This is a genomic window from Sphingomonas sp. Leaf20, from assembly GCF_001421535.1.
Taxonomy (GTDB): domain Bacteria; phylum Pseudomonadota; class Alphaproteobacteria; order Sphingomonadales; family Sphingomonadaceae; genus Sphingomonas.
The window spans coordinates 1439394-1455278 of record NZ_LMKN01000001.1; the positions used below are offsets into that span (position 1 = coordinate 1439394).

General features: G+C 66.6%; 11 protein-coding genes. 4 read left to right on the plus strand and 7 right to left on the minus strand.

From position 1 onward, the window contains the following. Positions 1–90 precede the first annotated feature (90 nt). Together ASE72_RS20150 and ASE72_RS06580 are read left to right on the plus strand one after the other, a co-directional pair. Positions 91–357 (plus strand): hypothetical protein, encoded by a 267-nt coding sequence (locus ASE72_RS20150; protein ID WP_156350163.1) that lies wholly within the window; start codon positions 91–93, stop codon positions 355–357. Positions 358–595: 238 nt separating this feature from the next. Continuing rightward, positions 596–1732: a glycosyltransferase family 4 protein gene (locus ASE72_RS06580; protein WP_056018115.1), complete on the plus strand. Its 1137-nt coding sequence runs from the start codon at positions 596–598 to the stop codon at positions 1730–1732. Here the strand turns inward: ASE72_RS06580 and ASE72_RS06585 are convergent. From ASE72_RS06585 to ASE72_RS06610, 6 genes are all read right to left on the minus strand, one after another. Next, positions 1690–2835: a glycosyltransferase gene (locus ASE72_RS06585; RefSeq protein ID WP_162235462.1), complete on the minus strand. Its 1146-nt coding sequence runs from the start codon at positions 2833–2835 to the stop codon at positions 1690–1692. The genes ASE72_RS06580 and ASE72_RS06585 overlap by 43 nt on opposite strands. Before the next feature lie 220 nt (positions 2836–3055). Beyond that, complete coding sequence (locus ASE72_RS06590; protein ID WP_056018119.1) at positions 3056–3532, minus strand: PilZ domain-containing protein; 477 nt, start codon at positions 3530–3532, stop codon at positions 3056–3058. A 9-nt stretch (positions 3533–3541) separates the two neighbouring features. Further along, the gene (locus tag ASE72_RS06595) at positions 3542–3736 is read right to left on the minus strand and encodes a hypothetical protein (protein ID WP_056018121.1); all 195 of its coding nucleotides are present in this window, start codon (positions 3734–3736) and stop codon (positions 3542–3544) included. Positions 3737–3890: 154 nt separating this feature from the next. After that, positions 3891–5195 carry a sugar transferase gene (locus tag ASE72_RS06600; protein WP_056018123.1) on the minus strand — a complete coding sequence of 435 codons (1305 nt, stop codon included), beginning with the start codon at positions 5193–5195 and terminating at the stop codon, positions 3891–3893. A gap of 573 nt (positions 5196–5768) precedes the next feature. Further along, a complete protein-coding gene (locus ASE72_RS06605) occupies positions 5769–6767 on the minus strand; it encodes a glycoside hydrolase family 43 protein (protein WP_056018125.1) in 999 nt (332 codons plus the stop codon). 23 nt (positions 6768–6790) lie between these two features. Next, the gene (locus tag ASE72_RS06610) at positions 6791–9865 is read right to left on the minus strand and encodes a TonB-dependent receptor plug domain-containing protein (RefSeq protein ID WP_082445821.1); all 3075 of its coding nucleotides are present in this window, start codon (positions 9863–9865) and stop codon (positions 6791–6793) included. A 384-nt stretch (positions 9866–10249) separates the two neighbouring features. Between ASE72_RS06610 and ASE72_RS06615 the strand changes: the two genes are divergently transcribed. Continuing rightward, entirely contained in the window at positions 10250–12208 is a 1959-nt protein-coding gene (locus tag ASE72_RS06615; protein ID WP_056018127.1) for a sialate O-acetylesterase, read from the plus strand. 41 nt (positions 12209–12249) lie between these two features. Beyond that, a complete protein-coding gene (locus ASE72_RS06620; RefSeq protein WP_235532256.1) occupies positions 12250–14208 on the plus strand; it encodes an NPCBM/NEW2 domain-containing protein in 1959 nt (652 codons plus the stop codon). A gap of 27 nt (positions 14209–14235) precedes the next feature. Here ASE72_RS06620 and ASE72_RS06625 read toward each other — a convergent pair whose 3' ends face one another. Next, positions 14236–15879, minus strand: coding sequence for a glycoside hydrolase family 43 protein (locus ASE72_RS06625; protein ID WP_235532257.1), 1644 nt, complete (start codon positions 15877–15879; stop codon positions 14236–14238). Between the last annotated feature and the right edge of the window lie 6 nt (positions 15880–15885).

Below are 15885 nucleotides of genomic sequence, written 5' to 3' on the forward strand. Positions count from 1 at the left end.
AATATAGGATGTCCACGGCATTAACCATCTTTGATAGAGTTGTTGCGCTATAAATCGGCTATTGGCTTCGCGAAAGCGAAGGAAATAACTATGGCAGCAAGGGCTAACATTCGTCGGGTCAGGCCGATCGAAGTCGCTCCGGCAAGGACCGAACGCACGCCGGTTCAACTCCCCCCCGCCGGCGCATCGCCAGCCGGCGATCTCCAGCGCCGGGTCAGCGACGCCGCGCTGCGCGGATTCTATTCACCGACCAAGACGCCACGCTGGCGCGGACGGTCGCAGCTCGTCCTGGTGCTCGGCACCGTCGGCCTCTGCTGGGCAACGGTATTCGGCCTTGGGGCAGTGTTCCTCTACTAGCTCCAAGATGGGCCAGCGCTCGGTCGGGCTTAATGTTTGAGACTTGCCCGCGTTCTGCTACACCCCACTCAAATGAACGGGCCGTTTGGCCCGTGCGGGGGCAGGGGAACAGAATAATGACAAGCACGCCGGCCGTGGCAGCGCGATGAGCGCAACGTTGTCGCAGCATGTCACTTCTGTCACCGATGCCCAGACCATAAAACCGACGCTACGTCTTGCCGTGATCGGGCTACGGGGAATGCCCGATGTCATCGGCGGCATTGAGACCCATTGTGCGCTGATATATCCGTTATTGGCCGCCGAAGATCACGACCTCGATATCCAGGTCCTGGCGCGCAGCAGCTACATGCCCGCCCGCACCGCGCAACTTGGCCGTGTCAATATTCGCGCGCTTTGGGCGCCGCGTACCAGCGGGCTCGAAGCGCTGGTCCATACGGGCCTGGCGCTGCTCTACACCGCCGTCCGTATCCGCCCTCACATCGTCCACATTCACGGCATCGGTCCGGCCCTGTTCTCGCCGCTGGCGCGGGTGCTCGGCCTCAAGGTCATCGTCACGCACCATGCGGCTGATTTCATGCGACCGAAATGGGGCTGGGCCGCGCGCACGTCGTTGCGGCTCGGCGAGAAGCTTGCGGCGCGTTTCGCCCACCGCGTCATTTGCGTCAGCGCGACGTTGCAGGCGGAGTTCCTCGCGCGCAATCCGACCGCCCGGGACCGCACCATCACGATCCGCCACGGCATCGAGGCGCCATCGGAGACAATCAGCACACCCGACGCATTTCTCGAGTCGCTCGGACTCGTGCGCGGAAACTATGCCATCGTCGTCGGCAGGATCGACGAGACCAAGCGACTCGACGATCTGATTGCCGCGCACGCTGCCGCGGGCCCGGACGTCCAGCCGCTCGTGATCGTCGGCGCGGCGACCGCCGCGTCGCGATACGATGAATGCCTGCGCGCGACCGCGGGACCGGGCGTCCATTTCATCGGCTATCACAGCGGCGAGGCGCTCGCGGCGATCTATGCCGGCGCATCGCTGCTCATCCATCCATCCGAGATGGAGGGTTTCGGCCTCGTCATCCTCGAGGCGCTGAACGCGGGTGTGCCGACGTTCGTGTCCGACATTCCGGTCCACCGCGAATTCGGGTTGCCCGAAGACCATTATTTCGACGTCGGCGACGTCCCCGCGATCACGCGCATCATGACGATGGGCGCTCGCCGGAAGATGCCATGGCCCCCCGCCAAGCCGATCGTCGCACGCCACCGCATATCACTCGCCGTACGAGCGTACAGCGACCTGATCCGGCAGGTCGCGCGCGGGACCGCCAGACAGGCTCAGCGCGTTGCGGCCAAGACCCCGTCAAAGGTATCCCAGTAGCGCGCGGCGATCACGGCAACGCGGAAGTCGTCCATCCGCCGGCGCGCCGCCTGCCCCAGCCGGGCGCACAGCGCATCGTCGTCCATCCGCACCAGCCCCTTGGCGAGCCCGTCGACATCGCGGTTGCAGACGAGCAATCCGTACTTCGCCTCGACAACCTCGCCCGGACGCACCGCGACGCCCCCGAGCAGCTCGGCCGGCCCTGAGGGGCAATCGGTCGCGAGCACCGGGCGCCCCAGCACCATTGCCTCGGCGATCGCATTGGGGAAACCTTCGTTGCGCGACGCCGAAACGAGACAGCGCGCGCGCGCCATGATCGCGAAGGGTTGCTCGACGAACCCCAGGAGCAGGACCCGCCCGGTCAGTCCGGCCGCGGAGATCTGCGCCTCAAGCGCCTGCCGTTGCTCGCCATCCCCGAGGATCACGAGCGACGGGGCGGGATCGGCACGCCGGTACGCCTCGATCAGGTCGTGAAACCCCTTCGCCTCGACCAGCCGGCCAACCGCCACCATGTAGCGCTCCGGCAGGTCGATGACTGGCCGCTCCGCGCCCGCCCGGGTGATCGCGTCGAGATCATAGGGATTGTGGATCGTGCGCGTCCTGCTCGGCGCGAGACCGAACGTATCGATCAGATCCTGCTGCACGCCTTCCGACACCGCCAAGATCAGGTCGGCACGCGGATACAGCAATCGTGGCAGCAGCCGCAGCGTCAGCAACGCCGCCCCGGTATAACGCCCGGCGAGATGCGAGCTCAGATGCATCCGCTCGCACAGGATGGTTCGCCAGGGACGTCCGACCCCGGCCACCGCGTTTGCCAGATTCGACCGTACCAGCAGGCTGACGACCAGATCCGGCTGGAGCGCATCGAGGCATGACCGAAGCCGGGAGATACTCTTGAGCAGGCTTCCCCGGGCGTCGAGACAGTGGCGACCGTCCAGCGCCGGCAGGATCCGCCGCTCCGGTTCGTCATCGAGCAGGACGAGATGCATCTCATAGCGTGCGGCACGATCGCCAACCGCGCGCAGCACGGTATCGAGCGCCCGCTCCGCCCCGCCCTCGCCGATCGAATTGATGACGAACACGAGTTTCCGGCGACGGCTCATCGGTGCGAAACCCGCCGTGAACACTGCCTGTGAGTTATGATCGACACGCTGCTGCTTCCCCATCCCGCACATCGCGATCCATCGACCCGCGCCCCGCCGCCGATCAGAACCCGATCCCGGGACCGTCTAATGGAAACCGCGGCAGCAACAAGCGCGCGCAAGTGGTTCGGCATCGCGAACAGTGACGTCGATTGAAGACCGACTGTCGCCGGTAACGAGGCTATAAGATCGTCGCGATGATCGTCCAGCACATGGCACCGGCGAGCCCCATCAGGACCAGCCCGACAGCGGGCGATGCGATCTTCGTACCGTGTTCCCGGCCCGATCGCGGTCCGAAAGCGGCGTCGCCGGCCGAAGCGCTGGCCGGGGTTATCGTCAGGACGTTCGACGTCGGGCTGAAGGCTGCATCGAACTGTGCCTTGGTGAGCGCGGGGCGAAACAGGCAGCCATGGCAATTGCCCTTCCGCCAGGCGACGCGCGCGCCGGCGCTGCCCGCGCCTGCCAGACCGACCTTGATCCGCCCGCCGACCGCCACGACGGTGTCGCTGGTGAAGGAGAATCCCTTGCGAGACAGGTTTTCGATCGTCACGTCGTAAGGCGCTGCGTCGACGTTCCGGACCGTGCTCGATCGCACGATCGGGGTGCGTTCTTCCGTTCGACGACAGGGCGTCGGCTGCGACGAAGACAGTGCGCTCATTGGCTCGCCTCAGGCGATCCAGCCGACAAAGGCGGCGAGTGCGACACCGAACACGATCGGCCCCGATGCTGTCGAGCAGAACCGGATGATCCGCTCGCCACGCGTGGGGACTTCGGGCGGGAGCAACCAGGCATCGAAATCGATGCGGTCGTCGTGAAGCCGATCGTTGCTATGCGCATCGTCGTCGAAGGGTAGCGCTTCCACAGAGCGCGCATGAAATGTCGAACGGGCCATAGCGACGATTTGGACCACTTAGGTTAAGATGGCATATTCCGAGATGGTTAAGCAACGATACACGATATCACATTCAAATGATTACATCACAACGCAGCAGCGTAATCATTACGCGGTCAGCATATCAGAAAGCGTTCTTGTGCACCACCACTCGTGCGGTGGAGACGAGAATTGCAAAATCCCGCCATACGGACCAGCCAACGATATATTCGAGATCGGCCTGAAGCCGTCGCGTCAGATCATCGCGGCGATGGGTCGCACCACGAAAGCCGCGTACCTGCGCCAGCCCTGTAATCCCGGGCTTCAACGCGTGGCGATGCCAGTAACGTTCATCGACCTCCCAGAATAATTGCTGCCCGGCGAGCGACCCGAGCGCGTGCGGACGCGGGCCGACGATGCTCATCGAGCCGAACAGGACATTGAGCAGCTGCGGCAGCTCGTCGACACTTGTCGCGCGGATGAAACGGCCGACGCGCGTGATCCGGTCGTCGTCGCGCGAGGCGGACACCGAGCCGGCGGCATCGCCCCGGTCGGTGTGCATCGAGCGGAATTTATACACCTCGAACAGCGCGTTGCCGCGCCCGACGCGTTGCTGGCGGAAGAACACGGGCCCGCGGCTGTCGAGCTTGATCAGCGCCGCCGTCAGGACGAAGACGGGGAGCAGGACGATCAGCGCCGGGACCGCGAACATCAGGTCGAAGACGCGCTTCACGAGTCGGCTCTGCGTGCTGAGCGGACCCGCGGCCACGACCAGTGTCGAGCGACCGTCGAAGGATCCCATGCCGATCGCGCCGACCTGATCGAATTCGTTCGAGATGATCTCGCCGTTGATGCCCGCGCCCTTGAGCAGGACCGCCCATGGCCGCTCCTGCTCGGGCTGGCACGCGACGATGACGCGATCGACGCCGCGCAGACGCCGCGCGAGGCGATCGAGCATCATCGGATCGCGAACGTTGGGCCGCAGGTTCGTCGAGGCCGTGTCGATCACCTGATAATGCGCCGGCACGGGCACGACGACATCATCGAGGATCACGACATCGGACGTGATGCGTTGCCCGATAACGCGCTTGAAGATTCGCGCCAGGATCAACCGGAACGTGATCAGCAGGATGAAGCTCGCCGCCATGCCGACGCTGGTGGCGCTCCGCGGCTGGAACAGCAGGATCCTGAAATAATAGGAGATGAACAGGAAGCTCGCAAAGGCGAAGACCAGCGCCGCCGCCGAACGCGCGATCCCCACGCGTGCGCGACGCAGCACGTCGATCGAATAGGCGCCGTTGTTGAGCGCAGTAAGAATGTAGATCGGCAGTGTGACGACCACGACGTCCATCGCCGACTGCCATCCGATCGTGCCGTACCGGGCAATCATGCCGAGCTGGAACGCACCGACCACCGCGAGGACGTCGAAAACGACAAGTATGATATACAATACAACGCGAACTTCTTCGCGGTGCATCGCATTTCCTGCGCGACGCGAGCCCGCCAAGTGCTCACTGCTGTGTTGACCAGATTTCACCGCGTCAGCCCCTTGCCCTGCCGTAGCGACAGTTCCGTACAATAGCTCGATAGTTGAGATAGGCGCCCGCGGTAAACCAGCGATGCAGCCCGTCCGATGTCTCGTAATAGGATGGCGGAAGCGCGCCCGAGCGCGGAAAACCGAAACCGTGCATGGCATCCCTTTTTACGAGACGAAGCTTCGGGCCAAAATGCACCAGCATGCTCGACATGTTGAAGCTCCCCGCATGTCATGTCCGAGCCGCCATTGTCCAGCGATCTCAAGAGCAAACTTGACCGGTTTCTTTCCGTCGAACCGTTATGGGGCCGTATCGACGAATACAGGGCCGATCAAGGCGCCATCCGTCGCGATCGATGCGGCGGGAGCGGTTTGCGACGGCCTGCCCCGCACAAGCGCTGAAGCTGCCCGGACCAAGGGGCGTACACTCCGCAACGCAGGGCTTGCGAGCGGTCCTTCAGGAAGCAGCCCGCGCGCGCGACCCTGTCGCTAGCGTTTATACGCTACCGGCGCGGTTACGCCTGCGTCGGTCTGTACCACCGGCACCATCGTGCCGTCCGGATTGTAGCGGAGCGGTTCGACCGTGACCGCCCGCCGGCCGATCGCGCCGTTCTGATCGCCGATCGCGAGCGTCGCATTGTGCAGGAAGAGATAGGACCGGCCCTTGAACGCGGCGATGCCGGGATGAATCGTGAAGCTGTATTTGCCCGAGCCGGTCAGCTCGCCCCGATACGTCCAGGGGCCCGTGATCGCCGGCGCGGTGGCATAGGACACGCGTTCGTCACGGTGCTTGCTCCGGTCGAGCGATGCATAGGTGAGGTAATAGAGCGCGCCGCGCTTGTGGAGCCACGGCCCCTCCTCGAAATGCGGCGGCGTGATCTCGCGGATCGGCCCGTCGATCTCGATCATGTTGGGTTTCAGCTTGGCGATGTAGCATTGCCGGTTGCCCCACGCGATCCACGTCGTCCCGTCGTCGTCGGTCAGCACCGTCGGATCGATATCCTCCCAGCTGTGCGACCCCTTCGGCGTCATCTCGTTGGTGATCAGCGCGGCGCCCTTGGCATCGACGAACGGCCCGGTCGGCGTGTCCGCGACGGCGACCGCGATCGCCTTGCCCGGATGCGTGTCGTCATGCTCGACCGCCGCATAGAACCAGTAGCGGCCGTTCTTCCGGATCGCCTGCGATGCCCAGGCGTCCTTCTTCGCCCATTTGAAATCGCTGACGTTCATGATCGGCCCATGCGGCACCCAGTGCCGCATGTCGGTGGTCGAATAGACCCGCCATTCGCGCATGTTGAACATCTCGTCGCGCTGCGCTTCGTCGTGCCCGACGTACAGATACAGCCGGTCGCCGACGACCAGCGGCGCCGGGTCGGCGGTGAAGATATCGCGGATGATCGGGTTAGAACCGGCCTTCGCCGGTATCCCCCCCGGTGCAGCGAGGCAGGGTGCGGCCGCCAACACCAGGCCCAGTCCGAGGCGTGACATGCTCAACACCCTGTCTCCTGTCGTTAGAAAGCGAAGCGCACGCCGACACGATAGATCCGCCCCATCACGTCGTACAGCGCCGGATTGACGAAATACGGGGATGCCGCAGGGTCGCGATCGAACAGATTGTCGACCTTGACGTAAGCGGTCGCCTTGTCCGTGACGTTGTACGTCCCGCCAATGTCCATGTAGAAGGCGCCGGGGACGAAATTACGCTCGATCGTCGGTCGGTTATTGGTCGATGCCGGGCAGCTTCCCGGTGCGCACTCGACATATTGATTGCCCAGCACACCGTCGCTGAACCAGCGCTCCTGGATCAGCAACGAGAAATTGTCGTGCTCATAGGTCTGCACTGCAAGCCATTTCCAGTTGGGCGTGCTGCCGATGTTCACGCCCGCGGTATCGACCGGGATCGTGCCGGGGAGGCCGGTATCGGTCACGAACTTGCGGATGTTGGTGGCCAGCGCGCGGACCGTGAAGCTGCCCGGCAGCCCGAGCGGGCGACGCCAGCGATAGCTCGCCTCGATATCGAAACCGTCGGTGTCGATCGACGCGAGATTGAACGCCTGCACGTCGATGAAGTTGGGCCCGTTCTGATTGTTCAGATTGAACGCGTTGCAGCTCTCGGGAAGCACGTTCTGGAAACACAGGTTGACGATATCGGCGGCGCCCAGGCTCGAGATGACGTCGGTGATCTTGATCTTGTAATAGTCGACCGAGAGGCTGAGACCGGGGATCAGCGACGATCCCGAGAACGCCATCCCGAGCGTGGTGTTGCGTGCGATCTCGGGCGTCAGGTTGCGATTGCCGATCGTGTTCTGGATCGCCAGCACGTTCACGTTGCGGAACGGATCGAAGAAATTGGGCAACGTCGTCGTGACCGGTGCTGCGAACAGTTCCGACAGGTTCGGCGCACGGACGTCGCGCGACGTCACGCCGCGAATGCGAAAGCCGTCGACCGGCAGGTCCCACGTCCCGCCGACCTTCCACGCCCATACCGTCCCCGATGTGCTGTAATCGGTGACGCGGGCCGCGCCGTTGACGTTGAGCCGTCCGGCGACATCCGAATTGAGCAGCGGGAGGTCGGTTTCGAAAAACGCTTCCTTGACGCTGTAGGCGCCGCTGCCGTTCTTGTAGTTGCCAGCATACCAGTTGTTGCCGCCGGACAGCAGCAACGGGTCGGCCGGATAGGCGGCGTTGTTGGGCGTGCTGTCGCTGCCCGCGCCATAGGGATCGGCGCGGACCGAATAGAATTCGTGCCGGAACTCACCGCCGAACGCGATCGACACGGGCCCCGCCCACGAGCTGAACGGCGATCCCGAAAAGCTGAGGCTGGCGACGTCCTGCGTCTGGCGTGTGCGCTGATACGGCCCGTTCTGCGGCATGACATAGCCGAGCGCGCCCTGTGACGGGTTGCCGCCGAAGATGTTGAGCGGCTGGCACCCATTGGCGCGCGCGACCGGATCGGCGCACACGATCGCGCCGTTCAGCGTGGTCGCGTTGATCGCCTGGTTAAAGCGGTTCGACAGCAGGACGTTGTCGACGTCGATGTCGCTGTAGTTCGTCCCGTGCGCATAATAGATGTCATAGCTCCAGTCGGAGCCGAGCACCGGCTGGCGCCCCTTGGCCCCGCCGACGAAGCGATATTGCCGGCGATCGGTACGGACCTGCGTATTGCCGAGCGCCGCGTTGCTCGTCCCGTATTGGAAATCGGTGATCCCCGCCGTCGCGCACGCCGCGCTGACCGAGGCGGGCACGAACGGATTGGCACACTGGATCGTCAGGTTCGGGCGGTTCTGCCCGCCGACGGGCTGGTTCTGCGTCTTGACCTGCCCGATGTTCGCGCTGAGATAGATCTCGTTGTCGGGCGCAAAGTCGAACCCGATCCGCCCATAGCTGTTGAGCCGCTGGATCTCCGACTGGAGCGACCGCCCCGCATCGACATTCCCCGACAGATCGCCACCGAGACAGAAGCCGGGCAGGCATCCGTTGACGTTGCCCGCTGCGTCGCGCGCGGGAACGCCGTTTGATCCGTACTGGAACGCGAATGGATTGCCCGCCTGATCGAACGCGGTCCCCTGCAGCGGCCCCGCGGTGATGAGACCGTACTTGGTGTAGTTATAGGGCTGCGCAAAGTCGCGGTAGAGATATTGCGGCGAGCCGTCGTTCAGGACGTTGCGGTTGATAAGCGTCGACTGGCGGAACCAGTCGCGTCCGCCCGCCATGCCGATCCCCAGATCCGACCCGCCGCCAATCCCCTCTTCGCGCGCGAATTCTGTACTCGCGACGATGTGCAGCCGGTTTTCGAGGAAGCTCGTACCCGCGGCGAGCTGGACCAGCACCTGTTCGTTGTCGCCATAGGTGGTGATTCCGCCCTGCACATTGCCTTTCACCCCCTTGAACCGGGTGTCGGTGATGAAGTTGACCACGCCGCCGACCGCGTCCGAGCCATAGGATGCGGAGGCCCCGCCGTTGACGACGTCGACGCGCTTGACGAGCAACTGCGGGAACAGGCTGATATCGGGCACGCCGGTCACGTTGGCACCGACGACGCGCTGTCCGTCGAGCAGCGTCAGCGTCCGGATCGCACCGACGCCGCGCAGCGAGAAGGAACTCAGCCCCTGCTGCCCGCTCGACGTGCTGAACGTGCCCGTGCTCGTGCCGGTCGATCCCTGCAGCGACGGCAGCTGCGCGATCGTCGTGAAGATATTGGGCTGTGCATTCGCCGCGATCGCCGCAGCATCGATCACCGTCGTCGGCGTTGGCGCGGTGAAGCCGCTGGTCGTGATACGCGATCCGGTGACGACGATGTCCTGCGCGGTCGGTTCGGCCGGCGGCGCGGGCGCGGCCGCCGCCGGAGCCTCCGCCTCCGGGGTGGCGACCGGAGCCGGCGCGTCCGCAATATCCGCGTCCTGCGGCGGGGGCGTCTCGATCTGTGGCTGTGGCTGTGGCTGTGGCTGTGGTTGCACCTGGCTGTTGGCCGGCGGCTGTTGCGCCCAAGCAGGCGTCGTCACGAGGCACGCCGCGATGACGGCGAGGCTCGCGGTGCGCAATCGATCAGGAACGGTGCCACCCGGCGGCTGAGCTTTCACGGACATCCCTATCTCCTCGTCGTGATCGGACACCGCAACGGTGTCGTCCGCCCCGCACGCATGTTTGCGTCTAATGCGGTAACGCTACCATAAGGATCGATGCTTAGGCAGTTATTGTCAAGTGTAACGATTAGGGCCGGTCCGGAACGGAAATCGCCGCACTGGTCGAGCACCAGCCACCGGTGAACCGCGCCGTCCTGCGGCCTTGGCGGCATGATCAGAGCTAGTACGTTTAGCGCTATCAATGCTGCGGATCGCCGATAGATTGCGCGGTGCAGCCAGGCGCGTCGGGCTATTCGGGTGGCGTCTGCCATCGCGAACGGGGCGACGCGGGAACCGGTGCACGGACGGACCAGAATCATCTGAGCCGCGGGGAGAGGATGTTCGTCGATGTCGACCGCCACGGTGCGCCTGTCATGTCTTGCCGGTGTCGCGATGCTGACCCTCGCGCTCACCCCCGCGGCCGCAGCGGCGGCACCGCGGCTCGACGGCGTGATCGGCGATCATGCCGTGGTTCAGCGTGGCCAGCCGATCCTTCTGACGGGGGATGCCGGGGCTGGGGAGACGGTGATGGTGACGTTGGCAGGGAAGACGGTCGTCGTGCGCGCAGGCCGGGACGGGCGGTTCTCGGCGCAGCTGCCCGCGCTGCCCGCGGGTGGGCCGTACGACCTGACGATCGCCGCGGCGAGCGGCGCGGTGGTGATGCGCGACATCCTGATCGGCGACGTGTTCCTGTGTTCGGGCCAGAGCAACATGGAGCTCGCGGTCGGCGACGCGCAGGACCTGATCCCCGACGCGCATCCCCCGGTCGACGCGATGCTGCGGCTGCTGACCGTCGCCAAGGTCGCGGCACCCGCGCCGCTCGCGCGCTTTGCCGACACGCCGCGCTGGACGGTCGCGGGGCCGGCCAGCGTTCCAGGCTTCTCCGCCGCCTGCTTCTACATGGCGCAGGCGCTGCGGCGCACCGCGGGGGTCCCGATCGGCGCGATCCATTCGAGCTGGGGCGGATCGCGGATCAGCGCGTGGATGAGCGGTACCGCGCTGCAGGACGCGGGGCTCGGTGACGACGCTGCACTGCTCGCGCTCTATGCGCGCGACCCCGCTGCGGCAAAGTCGCGCGCGTCGACGCTCTGGGAGCAATGGTGGCGGGGCGGATCGGGCGACCGGCCCGGTGCCGAACCGTGGCAGCCAGCCGCAGCGCTCGACTGGCGCGCCGTCCCCGCGATGACCAATTTCGAGCGCTGGGGCGTGCCCGAACTCGCCACCTATAACGGGATGCTCTGGTATCAGCGCACCGTCGAGCTGACCGCGGAACAGGCGCGCGGCCCCGCGACTCTGGTGCTCGGCACCATCGACGATGCGGACCGGGTCTGGGTCAACGGCCGCGGCGTCGGTGGCAGCAGCCTTGCGTCGCAGGCACGGGTCTATGCGCTGCCTGCGGGCATGCTGACGCCGGGTCGCAACGTCGTGACCGTCAACGTGGACGACGTCTATGCCGATGGCGGGATGACCGGCCCCGCGGAGTCGATGCGCCTCACGCTCGCCGACGGCAGCAGCATCCCGCTCGGGACGGACTGGCGCTATGCGATCGCCAGGCGGCTGCCCGGTTCGGCGCCGCGCGTGCCATGGGACGACATCAACGGCGCGGGCACTTTGTACAATGCGATGATCGCACCGCTGGGCGCCACCCGCCTCGCCGGGATCGCCTGGTACCAGGGCGAGTCGGACACCGGGATACCCGGCTACGACCGCCGCCTCACGGCACTGATCGCGGATTGGCGGCAGCGGTTCGCGAGCCCGGACGCGGCCTTCGGGATCGTCCAGCTGTCCGCCTATGGCAGCCCGTCGAGCACGCCTGCGGAAAGCGGCTGGGGGAGCGTGCGCGATGCGCAGCGCCGCGTCGCCGCGAAGGATCCGCGCGCGGGGCTCGCGGTGACGCTCGACATCGGCGACGCGCTCGACATCCACCCGGGCGAGAAACACGCCGTCGGGCAGCGGCTGGCGCAGGTGATGCGCGCGCGCGTCTATGGCGAACGGGTCGCGCCCGCGGGCCCCGCGATCGCCGCCGCGCACCGCGCGCCCGATGGCGGGGTCGCGTTGCGGTTCGACGGCGTGACGGGCGCGCTCCACGCGCGCAGCGCGGACCGGGCGATCGGGTTCGAGCTGTGCGATACCGCCCCCGGAACCTGCCGCTATGCCAGTGGCCGGGTCGACGGGCGCACCGTCACCCTGCCCGCGGATGGCCGCCCCGCAGTCCGCGTCCGCTATGCCTGGACCGAGGCGCCGATGACCAATCTCTCCGACAATACAGGCTTGCCGGTCGGCACGTTCGAGATCCCCGTCGAATGATCCCGCCCCGTCAGGCGTCCAACGCCACGCAGGAGACCAGCATGACCAGCCCGCGAACGATGGCCGGAGCGGATGCCCGAGCCGCGCCACGCATCGCCGCCCCGCGCTGGGCACTGGTCGCGGCGGCGGTGGGCGCGATCCTGTCTTCCGCGCACGCCGCGTCGCTGCCCGGTTCGCCCGATCCGCTCGTGCCGACGGGACGCTGGAGCGCGAACAGCGACGGGTCGGCGCCCGTCCCGCCGATGGGCTGGAACTCGTGGAACGCGTTCAACAGCGACGTCGACGAGGAGAAGGTGCTCGCCTCCGCACAGGCGCTGGTCGACACCAAGCTGGCGACGCTCGGCTATCGCTACGTCAACATCGACGATGGCTGGTGGCTCAAGCGGCGCCAGCCCGATGGCCGGATGATGATCCGCACCAGCCATTTCCCCTCCGCGCGCACCGGCGCGAACCCGAGCTTCCGTCCGCTGACCGATCGCCTGCACGCGATGGGGCTGAAGGCGGGGATCTATTCCGACATCGGCCGCAACAGCTGCGGCCAGATCTATACCCCCGATTTCAAGAACCAGCCCGAGGGCAGCGTCGCCGAACGCGAGGTCGGGCTGTACGGGCATGTCGACGAGGACATCCGGCTGTACTTCGCCGAGTGGAACTTCGATTTCATCAAGGTCGACGGCTGTGGCGCGCGCGGACTCGCCGCGGATGCGCCGCGCGTCCGATCGGGCCTGTACCGCGCATTGCCGCCGCTGGTCGACATGCAGTCGCTCGCCGCGAGCGACGTCGCCGGGATCCGCCGCCTGTACGCGGCGGTCGGCACCGCGCTCAGGACGCATGCGGGGCAGCGTCCCTATGTCTATTCGCTGTGCCTGTGGGGGGCGGGCGACGTCCGCACCTGGGGCAAGGATGTCGGCAACATGTCGCGGACCAGCGACGATATCCAGCCGAGCTGGGCGCGGATGCTGACCAATCTCGACACGGTGACGCACCGCGCGCTCTATGCGCATCCGGGATCGTGGAACGACCCCGACATGCTGTTCGTCGGCACGGGCGATTTCGATGCCGCGCACCCGGTCGAGGCACGCGCGCATTTCGCGCTATGGGCGATGCTCAACGCGCCGCTGATCATCGGCTACGACCTGCGCAAGCTGACGCCCGACCAGCTCGCGATCTTCGGCAACGCGGACATCGTCGCGCTCAACCAGGACGCGGCGGGCAACCAGGCGGTGCTCGCCTATGATTCGGACGATGCACAGATCTTCGTCAAGACGCTCGCCGACGGGAGCAAGGGCGTCGCGGTGGTCAACCGTACCGCGCAACCGGTGAAGGCGGTGCTGACCGCGGCGCAGTTGAAGATGACCGCGCAAGGCGATGTCCGGCTGCGGGACCTGTGGAGCAAGACCGAGCGGACGTTCCGCGGCGAGACCGCACTGACGCTGGCGCCGCACGAAACGCTCGTCTTCCGCGCGACCGGCACGCATCGCCTGGCTGGCGGCATGTATCTTTCCGAGCAGCCGGGACGCGTCAATCCGGCGGTCGACGGGATCGCGCGGCCGACGCCCGATCCGACGATCCATCGCTCGATCACGCCGTGGACGGGCACGCGCGGGCCGGGCGACCATCCGCAATATGGCGGCTGGGGCGGCGCCGAGGCCGACCGCGCACCCTATGGCGCGCCGATCCGGATTGCGGGTACCGCGTTCGATACCGGGATCGGCGTTCTCGCCAACGCGCGGCTCGAGGTTCGCAACCAGGGGTCTGCGCGCTTCACGGCCAGGGTCGGCGTCAACGATTCGGCGCCCTCGCGGGCCGGCCGGGTCGTGTTCGAGATCTGGGGTGACGGCCGCTTGCTCGCGCGTTCGAAACCGATGGCGTTCGGCGATGCCGCGGCGCCGATCGAGGCGAGCGTCGCGGGCGTCGGGATCGTCGAGCTGGTTGCGCGCGGCGACGCCGAGGGCATGGCGGGCCCGGCGATCTGGGCGGATGCCGCGCTCATCCGATAGGCCGTGGGTCCGGGGGGCAGGCGCACGTCAGCGCGCGGTGCGCGCGCGCGTCCCCTCGGGCTTGAGCGCGGACAGGCGGAACTCGTCGATGTCGAGCCATCCGCGACTCGCGGCCGGCGCATAGCAGAACAGCGCGAACTGCTCGCCCTGGAACGTGCCCGTCCGCCACGCGAAGGCGAGCGGAAAGCTGCCGCCCAGCGCGGTCCAGCGCGCGCCGTCGAGGCTGTAGGCGACGCGCGCGAGATCGGTGGTGAAATCCATGTCGGTCCGCAGCCATAGTGCGTCGCCGCGCGCGACCATGGTCCGCGCGCGGACCTGCGTCTCGGCGCCGCCGACCTTGTCCTCGGTCAGCTCCATCTCGATCGCGATCCTCCCGTCGTCGGCGGGTGCGACGGTCAGGTTGCCGCTATATTGGCCAAGCGTGCCGAAACCGCAGCGATCGCCCGGGACGAGATGGCGGACGTCGAGCTTCACCTCGCCGCGGCTCGCGGGCCCCTGCCCCTTTTGCGTCAGCGTGTTGCGTGCCGACCAGAAGCGGTCCGCAACCGTCGGGCGCAACCGCAGCCAGCCCGGGCGATCGGTCAGCGACCAGCGGGCAGGATCGGGATTGTGGTTCCATTGCCATTGCAGTCCAAGCGACGCGCGGGCGAAGTCGTCCGACGTCGCCGGCTCGGCAAAGGCGAATCCCGGGACGGGCTTGGCCGCGCGATCGGGCACGCGCCCCGGTGCCGCCGGCGTTCCCCAGACGGGCCAGTCGTCACGCCAGAATACCGGGCTCAGATTGGTCATCCGGCCGATCGCGCCGCTGTCCTCCATGACGAAGCCGAACCATCGCCCGTCGGGCAGGTCGACCAGCGCACCCTGGTGGCCACCCGTCTTGTCGTCGATCTGATCGCGCGTCTCCCATGGTCCGAACAGGCTGCGCGCGCGCGATACGGTCAGCCCGAGCCGCGGCGGCAACGCGTTGAACAGATAGTAGTACGCCCCCCGCCGGATGATCTTCGAACCCTCGGCCCCCTTGATGTAATGGATCTTGCGCGACGCGGTGACACGGGCGAGCCCGGCGTCGAGCGTCAGCAGCGTGATCGTCCCGTCCGCAGTGCTCGCGGTCGCGACGAACGCGCGGCCGTCGGGCTCGATGAACAAGGCGGGATCGAACGCTTCGCGGTCGAGCTCGTGATACGCCCATGGCCCGCGCACGTCCCTGGCATGATAGATCCGCGTCTTCTGCCCGACGGGCGTGTTCGCGAGATAATAGGTCCCCGCATGATGGCGCAGGCTCGAGGCGTACAGGCCCTTGCGGTACGCGTTGCCGCCCTTGAGGTCGTATTGCGGACGGCCGTCGAGCCGGTCAACCAGATGCGAGGCGATCGTCCAGTTCACCAGGTCGCGGCTGTGCAGGATCGTGATCCCCGGGACGTTGGCAAAGGTGGTGGTGGCGAAATAATAGTCGCGCCCGACGCGGATGATGTCGGGATCGGGATAGTCCGCGAACAGCACCGGGTTGCGGAAACTGCCGTCCCCCTGATCCGACCGCCACACCTGCGCGGCGGACCCCGAGGTGAGCAACAGCGCGGCAATCAGCGCCATCCCCGCTTTGCGCCCCGCGCTCATCGACCCGCCCCCGTGCGAGCAGACGGCAGCATCGTCCCGCGAGATCCATTCATGCATGCTCTC